Below are 22,540 nucleotides of genomic sequence, written 5' to 3'. Positions count from 1 at the left end.
TCCCGCGGCAGCCGCCCCGACCGCTGCCGCCCGGGTCGCTCGACTGGTGTGCGGGGCGGGTCACCAGGCAGACTGGAGACCCATGTCAGCCTTCACCCCCAGCCTGCGGTTGCACGACCGCTACGTGCTGCGCGACCGGATCGGCCTCGGCGGGATGTCCGAGGTCTGGTGGGCCGATGACGAGATCCTCGGCCGACCCGTCGCGGTGAAGGTCCTCGCCGGCTCGTTCGCCGTCGACCCGGATCTGCGGGCCGTCCTCCGCCGCGAGGCTCGCGCCGCGGCACGCCTGGCTCATCCGCACGTCACCCAGGTGTACGACTACGGCGAGGCCGCCCTCGACGGTGGCACCGTGGTGCCGTTCCTGGTCATGGAACTCGTCGACGGGCAGAACCTCGCCGACCGACTCGCCGACGGCCCCCTGCCCTGGCCCTCGGCGCTGCGCACGGCCGCCCAGGTGGCCGCCGCACTGGCCGCCGCGCACCGCATCGGCGTGGTGCACCGCGACATCAAGCCGGGCAACGTGATGCTCACCGAGACCGGCGCCAAGGTGCTCGACTTCGGCATCGCCGCGCCGACCGGGCCACCGCACGCCGGTCCCGGCCCGACCGGCGAGCCGATGATGGGTACGCCCGCGTACACCGCGCCCGAACGGTTCGGTCCGGGCGCCCCGGACCCGGCCAGCGACGTGTACGCCCTCGGCGCGTTGCTCTACCGCACCGTCACCGGTGAACCTCCGCTGCCCGTGCAGAGCTGGGAGGACGCCTTGGTGGTGCACGCCAACCGGCGTCCGGTGCCGCCTCCGCGCGTACCCGGCCTGCCGGCCGACATGGCCGACCTGATGCTGGCCTGCCTCGATCCCGATCCGGGCCGCCGCCCCACCGCGGGTCAACTGGCGGCGCGGTTCGTCGCCGGTGCGAGCGGTGCGGCCTCGTCGGCCACGACCGTGCTGCCGATCGTCACCACCGCCGTCGCCCACGGCGGGGCGGACCCGTCCACCGCCGCCCGTACGGCGACCGCCGCGCACCCGGCGACGCTCGTCGACCGGACCGGTACCTGGTCGGCGACGGCCCGACCGCCCTCCGCCGCCCGGTCCACGCCGGACGGTCCGACCCGGAGCGTCGCCGGTCGCCCACGGCGTCCCCGTCGACCGGTCGGCGCACTGGTGGCGACCGGACTGGTCCTGGTGGCCGGCATCGGCACGGCGGTCGCCCTCGGCAGTGGCGACGAAGGGGTGCCGGCCGCCACGCCCAGCTCCGCACCGGCCGCACCGCCACCGACCTCCTCGCCACCGGCCACGTCGGCCGCCCCACGACCCAGCCCGACGCCGTCGACCGCCCGGCCCGAGCCGGTGAACCTGCGCCAGACCGCCGGTGAGCTCATCGCACTGCTGACCGAGGGGCAGTTCAGCGGTGACATCGACCGCAAGGTCGCCGACCGGCTGCGCAAGGACCTGGCCGAACTCGCCACCGGCAAGCCCAAGGACCGCGAGAAGCGCATCGAGAAACTGCGCGACCGCCTGGACGACGAGGTGGATCGCGGTCGGGTCCCGGCCGACTTCGCCGAGCGCCTGGAGCGCCTGCTCGACCAGGTCGAGGAGTCACTCGACGACGAGGACGACGACTGACCGGCCTCAGGTGAGGGCGGCCTGGACGAACTCGTCCGGTGCGGTGCCCGCGCGGGCCAGCACGGATCCGTCGGGTGCCCAGATCGCCGAGCGCCCGGCGGTCTCCCCGAAGCCACCGCCGGTCGGCCCCGCGCAGCTCGCGACCGCCACCACCACTCGGTGTGCGGTGGCGATCCGCACTGCCCGTTCGTCCTGGACCGCCGCGTCAGCCGCGTGGTCGACGACCGACGCGACGTAGACGTCGACGCCGAGCGCGCAGGTCCAGGCGGCGTGCTCCGGCACCCCGGTGTCCTTGCAGATCGCCAGGCCCAGCCGCCAGCCGTCGACGGTCTCCACGACCGGTTCCGGGCCGGGCGTGAACCGCCGGGCCTCCACCGTGCCGAGCGACATCTTCCGGTACGCCACGCGCGCGCCGTCGTGGTCCACCGCGAGGGTGGCGATGTGGTCACCGGCCACCGGCGCGCCGGCCAGCGCCAGCGTTCCCGTCCGGCCGCACGCCTCGACGAGCGGCGCCAGCCGTGGGTCGGTCGGGTCGAGCGGGGGCGCGTCCAGTTCGTACCCGGTCAGTGAGAGCTCGGGGAAGACGACCACCCGGCAGTCGGCGGCATGGACCAGCGCGGCGTGCGCCGACACGTTCGCCGCGACGTCGTACGCCACGTACGACGGCTGGGCGACGGCGATCCGCAGTGGGCCGCGCGTTGATGCGTCACTCACTCTGGGTAGCCTAGATCGTGCTCGTTCACCGATCGACGGGCGATTGTGCGATTCTCAGCTTGAGTTCGTAGCGTGTGGGCCATGATTCAAGCCCCGCACGCCCCGTCTGGTGTCGGCGTCGTCGCCCAGTCCGCACCGCCCGAGGACGGCCTGGTCGGTCTGGTCACCGACCTGATGGAGCGACTCGGTGCCCCCGGGGCGGGGCTGGCCGTGGCGTTGGAGAACCTCTTCCCGCCGATCCCCAGCGAGGTCATCCTGCCGCTCGCCGGATTCGTCGCCGCGCAGGGCCGGATGAGTGTGGTCGCAGCGATCTTCTGGACCACGCTCGGGTCGGTTCTCGGCGCTCTGGCGCTCTACTGGATCGGCGCGGTGCTGGGGCGGGAGCGGACCCGGGCGATCGCGGCGAAGCTGCCGCTGGTCAAGCTCAGCGACGTCGACCGGACCGAGGAGTGGTTCCTCCGGCACGGCGTCAAGGCCGTCTTCTTCGGCCGGATGATCCCGATCTTCCGCAGCATGATCTCCATCCCGGCGGGCGTGGAGCGGATGCCGCTGCTCACCTTCACGCTCTACACCACGCTGGGCAGCCTGATCTGGAACACCACGTTCGTGATGGCCGGATATCTGCTCGGTGACAACTGGCATCTGGTCGAGGGGTACGCGGGCATCCTGCAGAACGTGGTCATCGTGGCCTGCCTGGCCGGGCTGGTGTGGTTCGTGGTCACCCGGTTGCGGCGCTCCCGCCGGGCCGGTGGGCTGCGCGCCAACGACACCGCCTCCGCCGTGGCCGAGTCGGCGACGACCGGGACACCCGACCCGGAGGGGCGGGGCACCATCTACCGCAGCGCCTGGGCCGACGACCAGCCCGTGACCGGCCAACGCGCCCAGGCCGACGAGCGGCCGGTGGTGGACCGGCCCGGTGGTTGGGGGAGCGACCAGCGCGCCTGGGCGGACGAGCGGCCGGTGGCGGGTCAGCAGGGTGGTCGGGCCGAGCACCAACCCGTGGCGGGGCAGTATGGTGGCTGGGGGAACGACCAGCACGCCTGGACGGAGGACCGGCCGGTGGCGGGTCAGCAGGTTGGTTGGGCCGACCATCAGCCGGTGGCGGGCCAGCCTGGTGGTTGGGGCGACGACCAGCGCGCCTGGGCGGACGAGCGTCCGGCGGCGGACCAGGGCCGCCCAGACCAGTCGGGACATCGCTGGTGAGCGCCGAGCAGCAGGACCAGGGCTGGGCCACGCAGGCCGGGGTGGTCGCGCTGCCCGGCGGCGTACGGGTGCGGGGGCGACGCATCGCGGATCCGGTCACCGACGCCGACTTCAGTCTGCTGCTGGCGCCCGGGCCGACGCCCGGGTGGGCCTACCGCAGGGTGCGCTGGCCCGACTTCTGGATACCGGTGGACCGGGCCGACGCCCTGGACGCCCTGCGGGAGGCGTTGCGCCGGGGGTACGCGGGCGAGCGGGTGGAGGTGGCCTGTCGGGGCGGTACGGGTCGGACCGGCACCGCGTTGGCCGCGCTGGCGATCCTCGACGGGTTGCCCGCCGATCAGGCGGTGGACTGGGTCCGGGCCGTCTACCGTCCCCGCGCGGTCGAGACCCCGTGGCAACGTCACTGGCTGCGTCGTCTGGCCTGACGCGCCCGCCCGACTGCCCTCGCGCCCTCCGCCCGGCTATGCCTGACCCGCCTCCGCCCGGTGAAGCCTGACCCGCCTCCGCCCGACACGACCGTGCCGGGCGCAGGCGGCTCCGTCAGGGGACCACGTACTCGCGCAGGTGCCGGGCGGTGAGCGTCTCGCCGTGCGCGACCAGGTCGGCGGGAGTGCCGGTGAAGACGACCCGGCCGCCGTCGTGACCGGCGCCCGGCCCCAGGTCGATCAGCCAGTCCGCGTGCGCCATCACCGCCTGGTGGTGCTCGATGACGAGGACCGTGTTGCCGGCGTCCACCAGCCGGTCGAGCAGCGCCAGCAACTGGTCGACGTCGGCCAGGTGCAGGCCGGTCGTCGGCTCGTCCAGCACGTACGTGCCGGCCTTCTCGGCCATGTGGATGGCCAGTTTGAGTCGCTGCCGTTCGCCACCGGAGAGGGTGGTCAGCGGCTGACCCAGGGTGAGGTAGCTCAGCCCCACGTCGGCGAGCCGGTCCAGGACCACCCGGGCGGCGCCGCCGGGGAAGAAGTCCTGCGCCTCGCTGACCGACATGCCGAGTACCTCGCTGATGGTGCGACCGCGCAGCCGGTAGGTCAGCACCTCGTCGGTGAAGCGGCGGCCCTCGCACCGCTCGCAGACCGACGCGACGCCGGCCATCATCGCCAGGTCGGTGTAGACCAGCCCGATGCCCTTGCAGGTCGGGCAGGCGCCCTCGGAGTTGGCGCTGAACAGCGCCGCCTTCACGCCGTTGGCCTTCGCGAACGCGGTGCGTACCGGGTCGAGCAGACCGGTGTACGTGGCCGGGTTGCTGCGCCGCGATCCCCGGATCGGTGCCTGGCCGACCACGACCACCCCGTCCCGTCGCCGCAACGAGCCGTGCACCAGGGAACTCTTTCCCGACCCGGCAACCCCGGTCACGACGGTCAGCACGCCGAGCGGGACGTCCACGCTGACGTCGCGCAGGTTGTGCAGGTCGGCGTGGCGGATGGCCAACTGCCCGGTGGGGGTCCGGACCCGCTCGCGTAGGCGTACCCGGTGGTCGAGGTGTCGGCCGGTACGGGTGTCGGAGCGGCGCAGCCCGGCCACGTCTCCGGTGTAGCAGATCCGGCCACCGGCGGTACCCGCCCCCGGACCGAGGTCGACCACGTGGTCGGCGATCGCGATGGTCTCCGGCTTGTGCTCGACGACGAGGACCGTGTTGCCCTTGTCCCGCAGCCGCAGCAGCAGGTCGTTCATCCGGGCGATGTCGTGCGGGTGCAGGCCGACGGTGGGTTCGTCGAAGACGTACGTGATGTCGGAGAGGCTGGACCCGAGGTGCCGGACCATCTTGACCCGCTGCGCCTCGCCGCCGGAGAGGGTGGCCGACTCCCGGTCGAGGCTGAGGTAGCCCAGACCGATCTCGACCAGCGAGTCCAACAGTTCCCGCAGGTTCCCGGTCAACGGGGCGACCGAGGAGTCCTCGATGCTCCGGACGAACGCGGCGAGGTCGCTGATCTGCATGGCGGCGCATTCGGCGATGGTGCGGCCGGCGATGCGGGAGGAGAGCGCGGCGGCGTTGAGCCGGGTGCCGTCGCAGTCGGGACAGGTGGTGAAGGTGACGGCCCGGTCGACGAAGGAGCGGATGTGCGGCTGCATCGACTCGCGGTCCTTGGCCAGGTAGAGCCGGCGCACCTTGACGACCAGGCCCTCGTAGGTCAGGTTGTTGCTGCCCACCTTGATCTTCGTGGCCGGCTTGTGCAGGAAGTCCTCCCACTGCTGCGGGGTGAAGTCCTGGAGCTTGACGTCCGGGTCGAACAGACCGGAGCCGACGATGGTCTGCCAGTACCAGGTGTCGACCGCGAAGTTCGGCACGGTGATGGCGCCGTCGTTGAGGGACTTCTCCACGTCCACGAGTTCGTTGACGTCGAGGTCGGAGACCCGGCCCAGTCCTTCGCAGGCGGGGCACATGCCCTCGGCCAGGTTGAAGCTGAACGCCCCGGCGCCGCCGACGTGCGGCGTGCCGAGGCGGCTGAACACGATGCGCAGCATCGCGTACGCGTCGGTGGCGGTGCCGACGGTGGAGCGGGAGTTGGCGCCCATCCGCTCCTGGTCCACCACGATCGCCGGGGTGAGATTGCGCAGCGAGTCCACGTCCGGCCGGGAGAGGTTGGGCATGAACGACTGGAGGAACGCACTGTAGGTCTCGTTGATCATCCGTTGCGACTCGGCGGCGATGGTGCCGAAGACCAGCGACGACTTACCGGATCCGGAGACACCGGTGAAGACGGTCAGTCGACGCTTCGGGATGTCGACCGAGACGGAGTCGAGATTGTTCTCCCGGGCTCCGCGTACCTCGATCACGTCGTGACTGTCGGCGGCGGACCGTGCTGGCTGCTGCATGCGAACCCTTTGCGAGATCGTGGACGGACTCCTGCCCCGGAAAGGAGGAGCGGGGGATGGCCTGGCCAGGTTCAAGTGTCTCATTGACCTGCCCGTGGAGACTTCTGCCGACTCCCCGCCGGTAGGCAGGGCGAAATGAGCCTTCAAGTCTCAAACGAACGTGAGGCGCTAGGGTGAACCGGTGACGGGACGGCGGTCGACCGGGCGGCTGCGCGCGGTGGACCTCGCCGCGTCGGCCGGCATCTCCGTGCAGCAGGTGCGCAACTATGTCGATCTCGGCGTGCTGCCGCCGGTGGCGCGCACGCCGAGCGGCTACCGGATCTTCACGGCGGCGCACCAGCGCGCCCTGACCGTCGCGCGGACGGTCGCCGACGGGCACGGCTGGGGGCGTACCCGCCAGATCATGGCGGCGGTACACGCGGGTGACCTCCCGGCGGCGCTGGCCGCGCTGGACGCCGGGCACGCGGAACTGGACCGGGAACGCGGCGAGATCCGGCGGGTGCTCGGGGCCTTCGAGACCGTGGTGGCGAACCCCGGCGCACCGGTCCCGACGCCCCGTCGGGCCGCCCGGGTCGGCGCGGTCGCCGACCTGGTCGGGGTCCGCACCTCGCAGCTACGGTCCTGGGAGACGCGCGGGCTGCTGCGGCCGACCCGCGAGCCGGGCACCGGCTATCGGCGTTACGACGAGGCCGAGCTGCGGGCGGCCCAGGTGGTGGCGCTGCTGCGCCGGGGCGCCTACCCGTTCGAGATCATCACTGCGGTGCTCGACGAGTTGCGGAGCACCGGCAGCCCGCAGCGGGTCCGCGCGGAACTCGCCCGACGGGAGCAGGAACTGCACCGGCGCAGCCTGCGCCGGCTGGCCGGCTCCGCCGCGCTGTACGACTACCTGCGGTATCTCGGTCCGCGCTGACTCGCTTCTGGATTCGCTGACCGCTTCTGGATTCTCAGCGCAGCACCAGCAGGTCGAGGTGGTCGACCACCGGTGCCGGGGTGCTGCCCTCGACCGCCCGCCTCAGCCGGGCCATACCGGCCCGGAACTCGGACTCGCTGATCAGGTGCAGGGGAGTGTGCGCGCGCCGGTCGATCCGGTCGGCGTACTCGGCCAGCGAGGTGGCCACCGTCTGCGCGACCGGCTCGACGCTGCTCACCGGGAAGCCGGCGACGGCGAACGCCGAGCGCACCCGGGACAGGCTGGGAAACCGGTCGAGCACCCGGATCGCCTCGGGAAACCACTCGAACAGGGCGACGAGCTGGTGGCGGCCCGGAAAGGGCGAACGGATCAGCACCGGCGCGCCCGGACGCAGCACCCGGCGCAACTGCCGGGCCACCGCGTCGAGATCGGGTACGTGGTGCAGCATCGTCGACAACCAGGCCCCGTCCACACTGGAGGCGGCCAGTGGGAGCGCGGTCGCCTCGCCGGCCACCATCGGCCGGTGCGGGCATCGGTCGCGCATCGCCGGGGCCGGTTCCACCGCCAGCACCCGTACGCCGTACCAGCCGGTGAAGGTGGTGGCCCACGCTCCCGTACCGGCCCCGAGGTCGAGCAGCGTGGACCCGGGCCGTGGCCGCAGGTGCTCCTGGACGGCGTGCCGCCAGTGGGTCAGGCCGGCGGGCGCCAGCTCGCGGGTGGCGGCGAAGGCCGCCGCCTCGGCGTCGTCGTACGAGATCAGACCCACGGTCACCCCTCCGACCGCAGCCGGCGGATCCGGCCCAGCGCTGTAACGTGTTGTAGTCGTCCGGTGACTGAGGGGTCAACCAGTTTGTGAATGATGCCGCAAAAATAGACGGTGAGCGATGGCCAGAGCCGTCGCCCACCGTCCGTGGGGTGTCGCCGAGGTCAGCTCACCGAGCAGGGGGCCAGGTCGACCAGCTCGGCGGGCCGGTTGCCGTCGACCCGGCCGATCGCGGTGGCGATCCGGTTCAGGGCGGCGACACGCCGGTCCTTCAGCGGGCCGACGACCGTGTTCTGCACGAAGTTCGGTCCACCCTCCGGGCGTACCGCGAGCTGGGCGAGACGGGCGTTGGCGTCCGCGATCTGGTTGTCCAGGTTGGCCAGCTCACGCTGCACCTCGGCGGCGGCCTGCGCCGGTACGGTCGGCAGTCGGTCGGCGACGCTCGGGCAGTTCACCCGCTGCGCCACGCCGGCACCGGCGTTCCCGTTGTTACCCGCGTTCCCGTTGTTCCCGGCGTTGCCGTTGCCCGCGTTGCCGTTGCCCGCGTTGCCGTTGCCCGCGTTGCCGTTGCCCGCGTTGCCGTTGACGGCGCTCGGGGTGCCTGCGGCGTTGAGGCCGCAGGTGGCGAGGCTGGCCAGGTCGGGGCGTTGTCCGCCGGCCCGGTTGATGTTGATGCCGATCCGGTCCAGGGCGGCGGTGCGCTTGCTGGCCAGCGGGCCGAGGATGGCGTTCTGGATGAAGTTGGCGCCGCCCTGCGGGTTGGCGGCCTGTGCGGCGAGGCGGGCGTTGGCCTCCTCGATCTGCTTGTCGAGGTTGGCCAGTTCCTGCTCGACCCCGGCGACGGCGGCGGCTGGTACGCCGGAGAGCTTGTCGCGGACCGTCGGGCAGTTCGCCGTCTGCGCCGCACCGGCTCCGGTGTTGCCGGTGTTGCCGCCGGTGTTGCCGCCGGTGTTGCCGTTCCCGGCCGCGATGTCACCGTTGCCCGCGCCGCCGTTGACGGCGCTCGGGGTGCCTGCGGCGTTCAGGCCGCAGTTCGCCAGGCTGGCCAGGTCGGGGCGTTGTCCGCCGGCCCGGTTGATGTTGATGCCGATCCGGTCCAGGGCGGCGGTGCGCTTGCTGGCCAGCGGGCCGAGGATGGCGAGCTGGATGAAGTTGGCGCCGCCCTGCGGGTTGGCGGCCTGTGCGGCGAGGCGGGCGTTGGCCTCCTCGATCTGCTTGTCGAGGTTGGCCAGCTCCTGTTCCACTCCGGCGACGGCGGCGGCTGGTACGCCGGAGAGCTTGTCGCGGACCGTCGGGCAGTTCGCCGTCTGCGCCGCACCGGTGCCGTCGTCGGCGGAGGCCAGCGTCAAGCCCGCGCCGAGCAGCGCCACCGCGAGGATGCCGACCCCGCCGACTTTCAGGGCGGCCTGCTTCCGCTGGTTCTGGGTACGCCTGACCATGCTCTCTCCTCATGAATGACCGCCGGGCGGGCCGACCGCGTCGGCGGCCGCCGGCTGAAGCGCCGTGGGAAGCCCGGGTGGCTCGACAGCGGCGGCCGGTCCGCGTGCCGGAGCCTGTCCCGGGATGACCGTCGGGCGAGCTTCGGGAGCGCTCCCGTCGCAGGTCCGAACGTTGTGCGTGTTCGGCTGTGGATACGGGGGGCGCTCGGGATCGGTTCAACCGGTGCGGGTGGAAGATCGGCGCGATCGAGTCGAGTCGGCGGTCCGACCGATCGGATCCGACTGTCGATCGTGCCGTTAGTCTGCGTCTTCATGAGAGTCCGGGCCTTCTCCGTCGCCGTCGTCGTCCTCGCGATCGTGGCGACGCCCGCGACTCCGGGTATGGCTGCGGTCACCGACCGTGCCGCGATGTCGTCCGTGTCGACGCCGACCGCCGCACCGGTGGCGGTGCCCTGTCCGAAGGCGGTCGCGCCGAAGGTGACCCGTTCGCCGCGACCGACGCCGCCCCCGTCCGATCCGGAGCATCAGGTGGTCGGCGGGGACCTGCTGGCCACCCCGGGACTCGTCGTGCCGCCGGGCGCACCGGTCCCGCCGAAGGTCACCGCGACCTCGTGGCTGGTGGCCGACCTGGACACCGGAGCGGTGCTGGGCGGTTGCGGTCCGCACGAGTACGCCACTCCGGCCAGCGTGCAGAAACTCCTGCTCGCCGCGACCATGCTGCCCCGGCTCGATCCGCAGCAGGTGATCCGGGTGACCCGGGAGGACCTGGACATCGCGCCCGGATCCTCGGCGGTCGGGCTGCTGCCCGGCGGCCGGTACCGGGTGGAGACGCTCTGGTTGGGCCTGCTGCTGCAGTCCGGCAACGAGGCGGCCAACGCGCTGGCCCGCCTCGGCGGTGGCCCGGACGGCGCGGCGGGCGGGGTGCGGGCGATGAACGAGTACGCCCGCCACCTCGGCGCGTTGCAGACCCACGCGGTCACGCCGTCCGGGTTGGACGGCCCGGGACAGTTCACCAGCGCGTACGACCTGGCGCTCATCGCCCGGGCGTGCTTCGCCGACCCGACGTTCCGCCGGTACGCGCTCACCGAACGCACCCGGATCCCGGCCCAGCGGGGGCTGGGCGCCAGGGGCTTCCAGATCCAGAACGAGAACCAGCTCGTCTACCGCTACCCGGGTGCGTTGGGCGGCAAGACCGGTTTCACCGACTACGCCCGGCACACCTACGTCGGTGCCGCCGAGCGGGACGGTCGCCGGTTGGTGGTCACCCTGCTCGGTGCCGAGCCCCGACCGCAGCGCGGCTGGGAGCAGGGGGCCGCGCTGCTCGACTGGGGCTTCCGGCTGCCCCGCGAGGCGGGCGTGGGTCGGCTGGTGGAGCCGGGGGAGTGGGACGTGGCACGTACGCCGGCTCCGCCGTCCCCGGCCGTGCCTGCGCCGGCCGGGGCACCTCCGGTGAGCAGTACCACCTCGGCCGCCGTCGACGACCGTCCGGGTGCGGGCCTGTTCGTGGCGCTGACGGTCGGCGTGTCCGCGATCGCGCTGGCGGTGGTCGCCGCCCGTCGGGTCCGCGCCTCGCGTCGCCCTCGCGGCTGACCCGACGAGCCGTACCACCTGCCGGTCGTCGGGCGCGCCGCTGGCGTACTCGATGGTCGATTTGCCGGACCAGTCGGTAACCACCCGATAGTGTCGCTGGATGTGAGAGTCCGAGCCCTCGTCGTCGCGGTGGTGACGGCGCTCATGACCGCGCCGCTGCCCGCGACCGCCGCCGCGGCGGCACCGGTGCCCTGTCCACGTCCGGCGCCGCCGGCGCCCGGGCCGTCGCAGCCGGTCACACCGTCACCGGACCCGGTGCAGCGGGCGGTGGGCGGCGCGCGGCTGGCCACCCAGGGGCTGGTCGTCCCCTCGGCGGTGTCCCGACCGCCGAAGGTGGCCGCCACCTCGTGGCTGGTGGCCGACCTGGACACCGGAGCGGTGCTGGGCGGTTGCGGTCCGCACGAGTACGCCACTCCGGCCAGCGTGCAGAAACTCCTGCTGGCCGCGACCATGCTGCCCCGGCTGGACCCGTACGACCTGGTCACCATCACCGCCGGTGACCTCGACATCGAACCGGGCAGCTCGGCCGTGGGGCTGGTGGAGGGCGGCCGGTACCGGGTGGAGACGCTCTGGCTCGGGCTGCTGCTGCGCTCCGGCAACGAGGTGGCGAACGCGCTGGCCCGGGCCGGTGGGGGGCCGGACGGTCTGGCGGGTGGCCTGCGCGCGATGAACGAGCAGGCGCGGGCGCTCGGCGCCTACCAGACGCACGCGGCGAACCCGTCCGGACTGGACGGTCCGGGGCAGTTCACCAGCGCGTACGACCTGGCGCTGATCGCCCGGGCGTGCTTCGCCGACGAGCAGTTCCGCCGGTATGCGGCGACCCGGGAGGCGACCATCCCGCCCCAGCCGGGGCAGGGCGCGAAGGGCTTCACCATCGACAACGACAACCAGTTGCTCTACCACTACCCGGGGGCGCTGGGCGGCAAGACCGGGTACACCGACCTGGCCCGGCACACCTACGTGGGCGCGGCCGAGCGGGACGGGCGTCGGCTGGTGGTCACCCTGCTCGGTGCGGACGTCGTGGACAAGCGGGGCTGGGAACAGGGTGCCGCGCTGCTCGACTGGGGTTTCGGGCTGCCCCGGGACGCCTCGGTCGGGGTGCTGGTGAGTCCGGGCACCGCCACGTCCGCCGTACCGTCGGCCTCGGTGCCGCCGCAGGCGCTGCCGGGTGGGGCCGCCGGTGAGCCCGCACCGCGTACCCTCGGCGCACCGCTGCGCTGGGCCTCGCTGGCCGTACTCGTCGTCGGTGTGGCGCTGTTGGCCGGCGCGGTCGTCGCCCGGCGTCGCCGCGCAGCCCACCGTGGCCGTCCGGCCCGCTGAGCCGTCCCGAGCGGCCGTGGCGACGGTGTCGGCCCGACCCGCCCGACGCGGGCCCGGCCGGTGGGCGGTCGGCCCGGCGGTGGCGGTGGTACTGGGCGCCGGGGTGGTCGGGTGCGGGCGGGACGCGCCGACCCCCGAGCCGTCGCAGCCGCCGCCGGTCTCGGCTCCGGCGCGGCCGGGCCTGGTGCTCCTCTCCGACGTGGACGGACGCATCCTCACCGACATCCGGTACGCCACCGCGCACAACTTCGTCGGGCGTCCCGTCGACGGCTACCAGGAGCCGCTCTGCCTGCTCACCGCGCCGGCCGCGACGGCGCTGCGCCGGGTGCAGGACGCCGCCCTGGCCACCGGTCACCGCCTCAAGGTGTACGACTGCTACCGCCCGCAGCGTGCGGTGGACGACTTCGTCGCCTGGGGCGCCGACCCGGGGCGGCAGGAGACCAAGGCGGAGTTCTATCCCCGGGTGGCCAAGTCCGCGCTGTTCGACCGGGGCTACCTCGGCGCGCCGACGTCGCACAGCCGGGGCAGCACGGTCGACCTCACGCTGGTCGGCCAGCCGCCGCCCGAGCAACCCCGGCACGTACCGGGGCAGCCCTCGGCCGCCTGCACCGACCCGTACGGCCGGCGCTCTCCGGACGACAGCGTGGACATGGGGACCGGATTCGACTGCTTCGATCCGCTGTCGCACACCGACTCGACCGCGGTCGGCCCCACCGCGCGGGAGAACCGGCGGTTGTTGCGGGACCTGATGACCGACGGCGGCTTCGTCGGTTACGACCGGGAGTGGTGGCACTTCCGCTACCGCGACGAGCCCTGGCCGGACACCTACTTCGACCTGCCGGTCACCCGTTCCTCGGTGGGCTGACCGGGGCGCGGTTCTCGGCGGTGGCGGGGTCGGCGGGGTGGCCGCGAAGCTCGTCGTGCAGCGCGGAGGGCACCGGGTGGCTGGTCGTCTGGGCCTGGTGACACAGCCGTCTGAGCAGGTGGACACTCCACTGTGTCAGGTCGAGGACGCGCGGTGCCGTGCCGTCGGGACGCAGGCTGAGCCGCGGCACGTCGACCGGTGGGTGAGCAGGCGCGCCGGTGCGACATCGCGCTCCGCGACGGCGGGACGATCCGTCCACGGCGTCCCGTACGCTGTGGGCCATGACTGCCGTACGTCGATGTCGCCGTGACGCACGGTGGCCGGCCTCGCCGGTCCCTGACCCTGAGTCGAGGTCGGTCGCGAGGTGACCGTCACGAGTGTGCCGGTGCAGCGAGGTGGCCCGGCCGACCTGCCGCCCGACTCCCGGCTCGCCCGCGCCTGCGCCGAGATCGCCGCCTCGCGGTCGTTCGAGGTCACCATCGTCGCGGTGATCCTCGCCAACGGGGTGGTGCTCGGCCTGGAGACCTACCCCGACCTCGGCACGGCGGGCACCGCGCTGCACGGCGTCGAGTGGTTCTTCCGGACGGTCTTCGTGGTCGAGATCGCCATCCGGCTGCTGGCCTACGGCCGTCGTCCGCAGGACTTCTTCCGGCACGGCTGGAACGTCTTCGACTTCCTGGTGATCGCGGCGATCTTCGTCCCGGCCCTGCACGGCGACTCGGCGCTGTTGCGGGTCGTCCGGGTGTTGCGGATGGTACGGCTGGTGCGGTTCTCACCCGGTCTGCGCATGATCGTCGCGGCGTTGTGGCGCAGTCTGCCCGGTATCGGCGGGTTCCTCGCGCTGGCGATGGTGACGCTCTACGTCTACGGCATGGCCGGATGGTTGATCTTCAAGGACGTGTACCCGGAGGAATACGGGGACATCGGGCGGTCGTTGTTGACACTGTTCGTGTTGCTCTCGCTGGAGACCCTGCCGGACCTGATCGAGCAGGGCATGGAGTTCTCGCCGTGGACCGTGCTCTACTACGTGAGCTTCGTGGTGATCACCGTCAACCTGCTGTTGAACATCCTGATCGCGGTCTTCGTCAACTCGATGGAGGAGGCCCGGCGGTTGGAGATGACCGAGGGCCTCGCCCCCGGCTACGACGAGGACGGTGACGGGGTGCCCGACGAGCTGGACCGGATCGCGGTCTCCCAGCGGCTCGACGACCTGCGCAGGCTCATCGTCGAGCTGGAACGGGAACTTCGTATCGACCGCGACGACGGGCGGCTCCGACGTGCGGGACGTGACTGAACGTCCGTTAAGGTGAGAGTGGATCTCCTGGTGGGCAGCGGGTTTCGGGCGTGGGTCCGGTTGTGAACCGCACGTGAACTCGCACACGAGCCGGGGCGGTCTGTCAGGGTGACACACCTTTGATCCGGATCACGGCAGATGCGGATTGCGGTCCTTACCGGATAGGGTCGTCACACCGACGAATGATCTCTGGGGAGGGTGTGTGCTGGTACTGGTGGCGGTCCATGCGCTGACAGCCGTGATCGCCCCGGCGCTGGTGCGGACCTGGGGACGGCACGCCCTCTACCTGGTGGCACTGGTGCCTGGCGCGACGCTGGTGTGGGCGTTGACTCACACGAGCGGGGTCCGCTCCGGTGAGCCGGTGGTGGAGACCGTCTCCTGGGTACCGCAGTTGGGGCTGGAACTCGCGCTACGGATGGGCACACTGTCCTGGCTGATGGTCGTCCTGGTCGGCGGAGTGGGTGCGTTGGTGCTGGCGTACAGCGCCCGCTACTTCCGCTCCGACGACCCCAGCCTGGGACGCTTCGCCGCCGTGTTCGTCGCCTTCGCCGGCGCGATGCTCGGCCTGGTCGTCTCCGACGACCTGCTGTTGCTCTACGTGTTCTGGGAGCTGACCACGGTCTTCTCCTACCTGCTGATCGGCTACGACCCGGCCAAGCGGGCCAGCCGACGGGCGGCCATGCAGGCACTGCTGGTCACGACGCTGGGCGGCCTCGCGATGCTCGCCGGTTTCGTCATGCTCGGCCAGCACGCCGGCACCTACCGGTGGTCCGAGATCGCCGAGAACATGCCCGGCGGTGGCTACCTCGCGGTGGCCATGGTGCTGGTCCTGCTGGGCGCGCTGAGCAAGTCGGCGATCTTCCCCTTCAGCTTCTGGTTGCCCGGCGCGATGGCGGCACCGACGCCGGTCAGCGCCTACCTGCACGCCGCGGCGATGGTCAAGGCCGGCGTCTTCCTGGTCGCCCTGATGGGCCCGGCGGTCGCCGAGGCCGGGCCGTGGCGCCCGGTGCTGCTGGTGTGCGGGCTGCTCACCATGTTCTTCGGTGGCTGGGCCGCGTTGCGCCAGGCCGATCTCAAGCTGTTGCTGGCCTACGGCACGGTCAGTCAACTCGGCCTGCTGATGGTGATCCTGGGTGGCGGCACCAGGGACACCGCGCTGGCCGGGGTGGCGATGGTGCTGGCCCACGCCCTGTTCAAAGCGACGCTGTTCCTCACCGTCGGTGTGGTCGACCACGTCACCGGCACCCGTGACCTGCGTGAACTCAGCGGGCTCGGGCGTCGGGCACCCGCCCTGGCCGTGGTCGCCGGTCTCGCCGCCGCGTCGATGGCGGGTCTTCCGCCGATGGCCGGGTTCGTGGCCAAGGAGGCGGCGGTCGAGGCGCTGCTGCACGGCGGCACCGCCGACCTGGTCGTCCTCGCCGGGGTGATCCTCGGCTCGGTGCTGACCGTGGCGTACACCCTGCGGTTCATGTGGGGCGCCTTCGCTGACAAGCCCGACACCCCGGCCACCGAGTCCCGGCCGGTGTCCTGGTCCCTGCTCGCCCCGGCCGCGGTGCTGGCGGTCGTCGGTGTCACCGCCGGCCTGTTCGCCCCGGCGGTGGACCGCCTGCTCGCCCCGTACGCCGACCTCTACCGCTCCGCCGAGCCCGGCTACCACCTGGCGCTCTGGCACGGGCTGACGCCGGCACTGGGCCTGTCGGCGCTGGCCGTCGCCGCCGGTGCCGGTCTGTTCCACCTGATGCGGCGCGAACGGGTCCGGACGACGCTGCGCCTGCCGTTCGACGGCGCCTCCGTCTACAAGAAGGCCATCAGCGGCATCGACCGCCTGGCGGTCGAGCTGACCGGTGCCACCCAGCGTGGTTCGCTGCCCTTCTATCTCGGCGTCATCCTGGTGGTGCTGGTCGTCCTGCCCGGCGGCACGCTGATCGCCGGCAGCCCCTGGCCACAGCGCTTCCACCTGTGGGACACGCCGTTGCAGGGGGTCGCCGCCGCGGTCGTCGTGATCGCCGCCGTGATGGCCGCCCGCGCGCTGCGCCGGCTCACCGCGATGATCCTGGTCGGCGTCGCCGGCTACGGCATCGCGCTGCTGTTCGTCCTGCACGGCGCGCCCGACCTGGCGTTGACCCAGTTCCTGGTGGAGACCGTCACGATCGTGATGTTCGTGCTGGTGCTGCGCCGCCTGCCGGAGAAGTTCTCGGAACGGCCGATCCGGTCCAGCCGCCGGGGGCGTGTCGCCATCGGCGTCGCGGTCGGCGCGGTCACCGCCGGCATGGCGTACGTCGCCACCGGCGCCCGCCAGGCCATCCCCATCTCGGTGGACTTCCCCGACGAGGCGGTCTCCTACGGCGGCGGCAAGAACGTGGTCAACGTGACCCTGGTCGACATCCGGGCCTGGGACACCATGGGGGAGATCGCGGTGCTGGTGGTGGCCGCCACCGGTGTGGCCAGCCTGATCTTCCGGCACGCCCGTGACCTGGACCGGCGCGGTCAGATCCCCGGCGGGGACCCGACCGAGTCGGCCCGGCCCCGTTGGCTGACCACGGGGGCCACCGCGCGTTCCCAGTCGGTCATCCTCCAGGTGGTCACCCGACTGCTGTTCCACGCCATGGTGCTGTTCTCCATCTACCTGCTGTTCAGCGGCCACAACGCCCCGGGCGGCGGTTTCGCCGCCGGTCTGGTCGCCGGTCTCGCCCTGGCCGTGCGGTACCTGGCCGGTGGGCGTACCGAGCTCAACGGCGCGGCACCGGTCGACGCCGGTGCGGTCCTCGGCGCCGGACTCTTCGTCGCGGTCGGCACGGGCGTGGCCGCGATGCTGCTCGGCGGAGAGTTCCTCCAGACCGCGCTGCTCGACTTCCACCTGCCGGTGCTGGGGCACATCCACTTCGTCACCTCGGCCTTCTTCGACGTCGGTGTCTTCCTGATCGTCGTCGGGCTGGTGCTGGACATCCTGCGCAGCCTGGGTGCCGAGATGGACCGCCAACACGAGACCGAGGACGCCGAGATCCGCGAGAAGGAGCTGGTGTGACCCCCAACCTCACCTACGTCATCGTGGTGGGCGTCCTCGTCGCCGCGGGTGTGACGTTGCTGCTGGAGCGCAGCCTGACCCGGGTCCTGATGGGCGTCATCCTGCTCGGCAACGGCGCCAACATGCTGCTGCTCACCGGCGGTCGTGCCGGCACGCCGCCGATCGTCGGGGACAGCCCGCAGGAGGAGATGAGCGATCCGTTGCCGCAGGCGATGATCCTCACCGCCATCGTCATCACCCTGGGCATGACCGCCTTCCTGCTCGCCCTGGCCTACCGGAGCTGGCACCTCAACGGGCACGACGAGGTGCAGGACGACGTCGAGGACCGCCGGATCATGGATCTCGCGGAACGCGACGAGGTCCCGGACGACGACGTCGACGGCGATGACGACGATGACGACGACGACGCGAACACCGAGACGGAGCGGTCCCGGACCGCCTCGGTCGACGCGGGGAGGGCCGGATGACCTACCTCGTTCCGCTGCCGGTGGTGATGCCGCTGCTCGGCGCGGCCATCACACTGCTCCTGCTGGGCCGTCCACGTGCCCAGCGGTGGGTCAGCCTCACCGTGCTCACCGCCACCGTCGCGGTCGCCGCGATGCTGCTGGTCCGCTCCAGCATCGACGGTCCGCTCGTGGTGGAGGTGGGCGGCTGGGCCGCCCCGATGGGCATCGTGCTGGTCGCCGACCAGCTCGCCGCGCTGATGCTGGTGGTCTCCGCCTCGGTCACCCTCTGCGTGCTGGTCTACAGCATCGGGCAGGGTATGGCCGACGGCAACGAGGAGACGCCGCTGTCGGTCTACCACCCGACCTATCTCGTGCTGACCGCCGGTGTCTGCAACGCGTTCCTCTCCGGTGACCTGTTCAACCTCTACGTCGGATTCGAGATCCTGCTGGTCGCCAGCTACGTGCTGCTGACCCTGGGCAGCACCGAGACCCGGATCCGGGCCGGCACCACGTACGTCGTGGTCAGCCTGCTCTCCTCGGTGATCTTCCTGGTCGCCATCGGTCTGGTGTACTCCTCGACCGGCACGCTCAACCTGGCCCAGCTCGTCGACCGGCTGGACGCCCTGCCCGACGACATGCGCCTGGTGTTGCAGGGCATGCTCCTGTTGGCCTTCGGCATCAAGGCGGCGGTGTTCCCGCTGTCGGCCTGGTTGCCGGACAGCTATCCCACCGCCCCGGCCCCGGTCACCGCGGTCTTCGCCGGCCTGCTCACCAAGGTCGGTGTGTACGCGATCATCCGGACCGAGACGCTGCTGTTCCCCGGTGGCCGTACGGCCACCCTGCTCCTGGTGGTGGCGGTGTTGACCATGCTGGTCGGCATCCTCGGTGCGGTGGCGCAGTCCGACATCAAGCGGTTGTTGTCGTTCACCCTGATCAGCCACATCGGGTACATGCTGTTCGGCGTGGGGCTCACCTCGTCGCTGGGCCTGTCCGCGGCGATCTTCTACGTGGTGCACCACATCACCATCCAGACGACCCTGTTCCTCGCCGCCGGCCTCGTCGAACGCCGCGGCGGCAGCACCGCCATGGACCGCCTCGGCGGACTGGCACGACTGTCGCCGGTGTTGGCCATCCTCTTCTTCGTACCCGCGCTGAATCTCGCCGGCATCCCACCGTTCTCCGGGTTCCTCGGCAAGATCGGCCTGGTGCAGGCGGGTATCGCCGACGGCGGTGTGCTGGCCTGGATCCTGGTCGCCGGTGGTCTGGTGACCAGCCTGCTCACCCTCTACGCGGTGGCCCGCGTGTGGAACCTCGCGTTCTGGCGGGCACCGCACCCGGACATGCCGGACTCCGGTGACTCCGACCGGGCCTCCCGCACGGAGGGTGCGGTCCAGCCGCAGGTGAACACCACCGGGCAGAGCGGTGCCGTGCTGCCCGGCCTGATGATCGCGCCGACCGTGGCCCTGGTGGCGCTCGGGCTGGCGCTGACCGTGGTGGCCGGACCGCTCTTCGACCTCAGCACCGACGCCGCCGACGACCTGCTGCGGCGCACACCCTATGTCGAGGCCGTCTTCCCAGGGGGTACGCCGTGAGCCCCGACCAGATGACCCCAGCCCCGCCGACCGACGCGCCGAACCCGCCACTGTCCCGGGCCGCGCGACGCCGCAACCGCATCGTCGCGGTGACCGTCCTGGTCGTCGTCTGGGTGCTCCTCTGGGGCACCTTCTCCTGGGCCAACATCATCAGCGGGCTGGTGGTGGCCGCGATCCTCATCGCGGTCTTCCCGCTGCCGCCGGTGACCTTCGCCGGTCGGCTCCACCCGTTGGGGATGCTGCGGTTCTGGGCACGTTTCCTCTATGACCTGGTGGTCGCCTCCGTCCAGATCGCCTGGCTGGCGTTCCGCCCCGGACACGTCCCGCGCAGCGCCATCATCGCGGTGCAGCTCCGGGTGAACACGGACCTCAACCTCACCCTCACCGCCGAGGCGTTGTCGCTGGTGCCGGGGAGTCTGATCCTGGAGGCCGACCGGAACACCGGCACCCTGTTCGTCCACGTCATCAACGTGAACAGCATCGACGAGGTGGAACAGTTCCGGCGCGAGGTGCTGGCCCTCGAGGCCCGCATCATCGAGGCCATCGGCTCCGCCGACGAGCTGCGCCGCGTCCGCCAGAACCCCGACCCGACCCCACCGGCCGACCTGGAAGGGGCCGCGACATGACCGTCGTCGCCGTGACCGTCACCGTGCTGCTCGCGGTGGCGGGCGGACTCACCCTGATCCGCATCATCCGGGGCCCGTCGATCCTCGACCGGGCCGTGGCCACCGACGTCCTGCTGGCCATCATCGTGACCGCGATCGCCGCCGAGGCCGCCTACAGCCGGGACGCCACCGCACTGCCGGTGCTGGTGGTCCTCGCGGTCCTCGGCTTCGTCGGGTCGGTCAGCGTCGCCCGATTCGCCGCGCGGAGAGACACCAAATGACCTCGGACGCCATCCTCGACATCGTCGCCGCCGTCTGCCTGATCAGCGGCGCGCTGCTCAGCCTCGCCGCCGGGGTGGCGCTGGTGCGCTTCCCCGACCTGCTCACCCGGATGCACGCCGCGGCCAAGCCACAGGTCCTCGGGCTGCTGCTGGTGCTGGTCGGCTGCGCGCTGCGGCTGCGGACCGGGGTGGACATCACCACCCTGGTGCTGGTGGGCGTCTTCCAGTTGGCCACCGCGCCGGTGGCGGCACACATGGTCGGTCGGGCCGCGTACCCGCACGACGAGATCCGTGCCGATCTGCTGCTCACCGACGAACTCGCCGCGCACCTGGACCGGGTCGGCGGCGACCAGGGCGACGGCGCCCGCGTCTGAGCGCCGTTCAATATCGTTTGCGGCCCACCGGCGGTGGTCCCTACTCTTCTCGGCATCAGGTCACATCGGACCGGAGCCGAGAGGAGTACGCCGTGTCGACGAACGTCAGACCGCAGGACGGTTGGCCGACCCGGGGTGAACCCTGTCGGTCCGGGTATTCGGCGGCGCTGAGCGGCGCCCGCCTCCGTCCGCCTCGACGACCGGCGCGCCACCACTAGCGCGTCCGCCCGTTCGTCGAGGCCGCCCACCCGTCACGGGTCCGGGCGGCCTCGTCCTGTCCACCCATTTCTCCACTCGTCGCACCGGTGCCGGACGGCGTCGGCCGAGGTGAGGCCGTGCCCGGACGAGGAGGCTCAGACACACACTTCGGGGGTACGTCATGGGATTCAGCCTGCTCGCGGGAACGCGGGCGCCGGTACGGGTCTGGACCGACCCGTACGCCATCGAGCCGCAGGCCGCCCGGCAGCTCCGCAACATCGGGGCGCTGCCGTGGGTGCAGGGCGTCGCGGTGATGCCGGACGTGCACTACGGCAAGGGCGCCACGGTGGGTTCGGTCATCGCCATGCGGCAGGCCGTGTCACCGGCAGCGGTCGGGGTCGACATCGGCTGCGGCATGTCGGCGGTCCGCACCTCGCTGACCGCTGCGGACCTGCCCGACGACCTGGCCGGGCTGCGCCGGGCCATCGAGGACGCCATTCCGGTCGGCTTCGCCAAGCACGACGAGCCGGTGGATCCGCGCCGGATCCGGGGCCTGGAACAGCGTGGCTGGGACGACTTCTGGCGGGGCTTCGCCGACCTGGACCGGCGGGTGCAGCAGTTGGAGTCACGCGCCCGGCGGCAGCTCGGCACGCTCGGCGGCGGCAACCACTTCATCGAGGTCTGCCTGGAGCAGGGCGGGACGGAGCCGGGCCGGGTCTGGCTGATGCTGCACTCCGGCTCGCGCAACATCGGCAAGGAACTGGCCGAACGGCACATCGCGGTGGCCCGTCGGCTGCCGCACAACGCCGACCTGCCCGACCGGGACCTGGCGGTGTTCCTCTCCGGTACGCCGGAGATGGACGCCTACCGCCGGGACCTGTGGTGGGCGCAGGAGTACGCGCGGCGCAACCGTGCGGTGATGCTCGCCGTGCTGATGAACCTGGTGCGGGACCGGTTCCCGCACGTCGGCTACGACGAGCCGATCAGTTGCCACCACAACTACGTGGCCGAGGAGCACTACGAGGGGGTGGACGTGTTGGTGACGCGGAAGGGCGCGATCCGGGCGGGACTGGGCGAGCTGGGCATCATCCCCGGTTCGATGGGCACCGGTTCCTACATCGTGCGGGGCGGCGGCAACGACTGGGGGTACTGCTCGGCCTCGCACGGCGCGGGACGGCGGATGTCCCGGGCACAGGCGAAGCGGACGTTCAGCACGGCCGACCTGGCGGCACAGACGGCGGGGGTGGAGTGCCGTAAGGACGCCGGGGTGGTGGACGAGATCCCCGGTGCGTACAAGGACATCACCGAGGTGATGGCACAGCAGCAGGACCTGGTCGAGGTGGTCGCCCACCTCAAGCAGGTGGTCTGCGTCAAGGGATGAGACGCCGGCCGGCGTCCGCGGGGGGCGGACGCCGGCCGGGGGCCGACCCGCACCGTCGGTAATCCAGATCAGTTACAGAAATCGTTCCCGCATCGATTGTTA

18 protein-coding genes and 1 pseudogene are annotated in these 22,540 nt (G+C 72.0%); 15 read left to right on the top strand and 4 right to left on the bottom strand.

Going from position 1 to position 22,540, the window contains the following annotated elements:
- The first annotated feature begins 82 nt into the window (after positions 1 to 82).
- On the top strand, positions 83 to 1,624 hold the full coding sequence (locus tag ACQVFL_RS15695) for a serine/threonine-protein kinase (RefSeq protein WP_431729728.1): 1,542 nt from the start codon (positions 83 to 85) through the stop codon (positions 1,622 to 1,624).
- A 6-nt stretch (positions 1,625 to 1,630) separates the two neighbouring features.
- Here ACQVFL_RS15695 and ACQVFL_RS15690 read toward each other — a convergent pair whose 3' ends face one another.
- Complete coding sequence (locus ACQVFL_RS15690) at positions 1,631 to 2,338, bottom strand: carbon-nitrogen hydrolase family protein (RefSeq protein WP_431729727.1); 708 nt, start codon at positions 2,336 to 2,338, stop codon at positions 1,631 to 1,633.
- Between the two features lie 81 nt (positions 2,339 to 2,419).
- Here ACQVFL_RS15690 and ACQVFL_RS15685 point away from each other — a divergent pair.
- A pseudogene (locus ACQVFL_RS15685) lies at positions 2,420 to 3,205 on the top strand (DedA family protein); the annotation flags it as partial.
- Positions 3,206 to 3,537: 332 nt separating this feature from the next.
- Positions 3,538 to 3,966, top strand: a complete 429-nt coding sequence (locus tag ACQVFL_RS15680) for a protein-tyrosine phosphatase family protein (protein WP_431729726.1) — start codon at positions 3,538 to 3,540, stop codon at positions 3,964 to 3,966.
- A gap of 115 nt (positions 3,967 to 4,081) precedes the next feature.
- Here the strand turns inward: ACQVFL_RS15680 and ACQVFL_RS15675 are convergent, their stop codons facing one another.
- The gene (locus tag ACQVFL_RS15675) at positions 4,082 to 6,355 is read right to left on the bottom strand and encodes an ATP-binding cassette domain-containing protein (RefSeq protein WP_431729725.1); all 2,274 of its coding nucleotides are present in this window, start codon (positions 6,353 to 6,355) and stop codon (positions 4,082 to 4,084) included.
- 181 nt (positions 6,356 to 6,536) lie between these two features.
- Between ACQVFL_RS15675 and ACQVFL_RS15670 the strand changes: the two genes are divergently transcribed.
- A complete protein-coding gene (locus tag ACQVFL_RS15670; protein WP_431729724.1) occupies positions 6,537 to 7,265 on the top strand; it encodes a MerR family transcriptional regulator in 729 nt (242 codons plus the stop codon).
- 34 nt (positions 7,266 to 7,299) lie between these two features.
- Here the strand turns inward: ACQVFL_RS15670 and ACQVFL_RS15665 are convergent, their stop codons facing one another.
- Complete coding sequence (locus tag ACQVFL_RS15665; RefSeq protein ID WP_396695652.1) at positions 7,300 to 8,031, bottom strand: class I SAM-dependent methyltransferase; 732 nt, start codon at positions 8,029 to 8,031, stop codon at positions 7,300 to 7,302.
- 161 nt (positions 8,032 to 8,192) lie between these two features.
- Entirely contained in the window at positions 8,193 to 9,467 is a 1,275-nt protein-coding gene (locus tag ACQVFL_RS15660; protein ID WP_431729723.1) for a hypothetical protein, read from the bottom strand.
- A 312-nt stretch (positions 9,468 to 9,779) separates the two neighbouring features.
- On the opposite strand from ACQVFL_RS15660, the gene ACQVFL_RS15655 reads away from it, so the two are divergent.
- From ACQVFL_RS15655 to ACQVFL_RS15605, 11 genes are all read left to right on the top strand, one after another.
- A complete protein-coding gene (locus tag ACQVFL_RS15655) occupies positions 9,780 to 11,057 on the top strand; it encodes a D-alanyl-D-alanine carboxypeptidase family protein (RefSeq protein ID WP_431729722.1) in 1,278 nt (425 codons plus the stop codon).
- Positions 11,058 to 11,159: 102 nt separating this feature from the next.
- Entirely contained in the window at positions 11,160 to 12,377 is a 1,218-nt protein-coding gene (locus tag ACQVFL_RS15650) for a D-alanyl-D-alanine carboxypeptidase family protein (RefSeq protein ID WP_431729721.1), read from the top strand.
- A gap of 16 nt (positions 12,378 to 12,393) precedes the next feature.
- Positions 12,394 to 13,242 carry a M15 family metallopeptidase gene (locus tag ACQVFL_RS15645; RefSeq protein WP_431729720.1) on the top strand — a complete coding sequence of 283 codons (849 nt, stop codon included), beginning with the start codon at positions 12,394 to 12,396 and terminating at the stop codon, positions 13,240 to 13,242.
- Between the two features lie 364 nt (positions 13,243 to 13,606).
- Positions 13,607 to 14,536, top strand: coding sequence for an ion transporter (locus ACQVFL_RS15640; RefSeq protein WP_396695642.1), 930 nt, complete (start codon positions 13,607 to 13,609; stop codon positions 14,534 to 14,536).
- A gap of 202 nt (positions 14,537 to 14,738) precedes the next feature.
- A complete protein-coding gene (locus ACQVFL_RS15635) occupies positions 14,739 to 17,561 on the top strand; it encodes a Na+/H+ antiporter subunit A (RefSeq protein WP_396695640.1) in 2,823 nt (940 codons plus the stop codon).
- Positions 17,558 to 18,028 carry a Na(+)/H(+) antiporter subunit C gene (locus ACQVFL_RS15630; protein ID WP_396695638.1) on the top strand — a complete coding sequence of 157 codons (471 nt, stop codon included), beginning with the start codon at positions 17,558 to 17,560 and terminating at the stop codon, positions 18,026 to 18,028. The genes ACQVFL_RS15635 and ACQVFL_RS15630 overlap by 4 nt, the downstream gene beginning before the upstream one ends.
- On the top strand, positions 18,025 to 19,599 hold the full coding sequence (locus ACQVFL_RS15625; RefSeq protein ID WP_396695636.1) for a Na+/H+ antiporter subunit D: 1,575 nt from the start codon (positions 18,025 to 18,027) through the stop codon (positions 19,597 to 19,599). Before ACQVFL_RS15630 ends, ACQVFL_RS15625 begins: the two co-directional genes overlap by 4 nt.
- Positions 19,596 to 20,225 (top strand): Na+/H+ antiporter subunit E, encoded by a 630-nt coding sequence (locus ACQVFL_RS15620; protein ID WP_431729719.1) that lies wholly within the window; start codon positions 19,596 to 19,598, stop codon positions 20,223 to 20,225. The genes ACQVFL_RS15625 and ACQVFL_RS15620 overlap by 4 nt, the downstream gene beginning before the upstream one ends.
- Positions 20,222 to 20,485, top strand: a complete 264-nt coding sequence (locus ACQVFL_RS15615; protein ID WP_396695632.1) for a monovalent cation/H+ antiporter complex subunit F — start codon at positions 20,222 to 20,224, stop codon at positions 20,483 to 20,485. Before ACQVFL_RS15620 ends, ACQVFL_RS15615 begins: the two co-directional genes overlap by 4 nt.
- Positions 20,482 to 20,859: a monovalent cation/H(+) antiporter subunit G gene (mnhG, locus tag ACQVFL_RS15610; RefSeq protein ID WP_396695630.1), complete on the top strand. Its 378-nt coding sequence runs from the start codon at positions 20,482 to 20,484 to the stop codon at positions 20,857 to 20,859. Before ACQVFL_RS15615 ends, mnhG begins: the two co-directional genes overlap by 4 nt.
- 379 nt (positions 20,860 to 21,238) lie before the next feature.
- The gene (locus ACQVFL_RS15605) at positions 21,239 to 22,438 is read left to right on the top strand and encodes an RtcB family protein (RefSeq protein WP_396695628.1); all 1,200 of its coding nucleotides are present in this window, start codon (positions 21,239 to 21,241) and stop codon (positions 22,436 to 22,438) included.
- Positions 22,439 to 22,540: the final 102 nt, after the last annotated feature.

Origin of the sequence: Verrucosispora sp. TAA-831, from assembly GCF_050780145.1 — a bacterium.
Classification (GTDB): domain Bacteria; phylum Actinomycetota; class Actinomycetes; order Mycobacteriales; family Micromonosporaceae; genus Micromonospora.
Note: the sequence above shows the minus strand (reverse complement) of the source record. Positions and strands in the feature narration are given on the sequence as shown.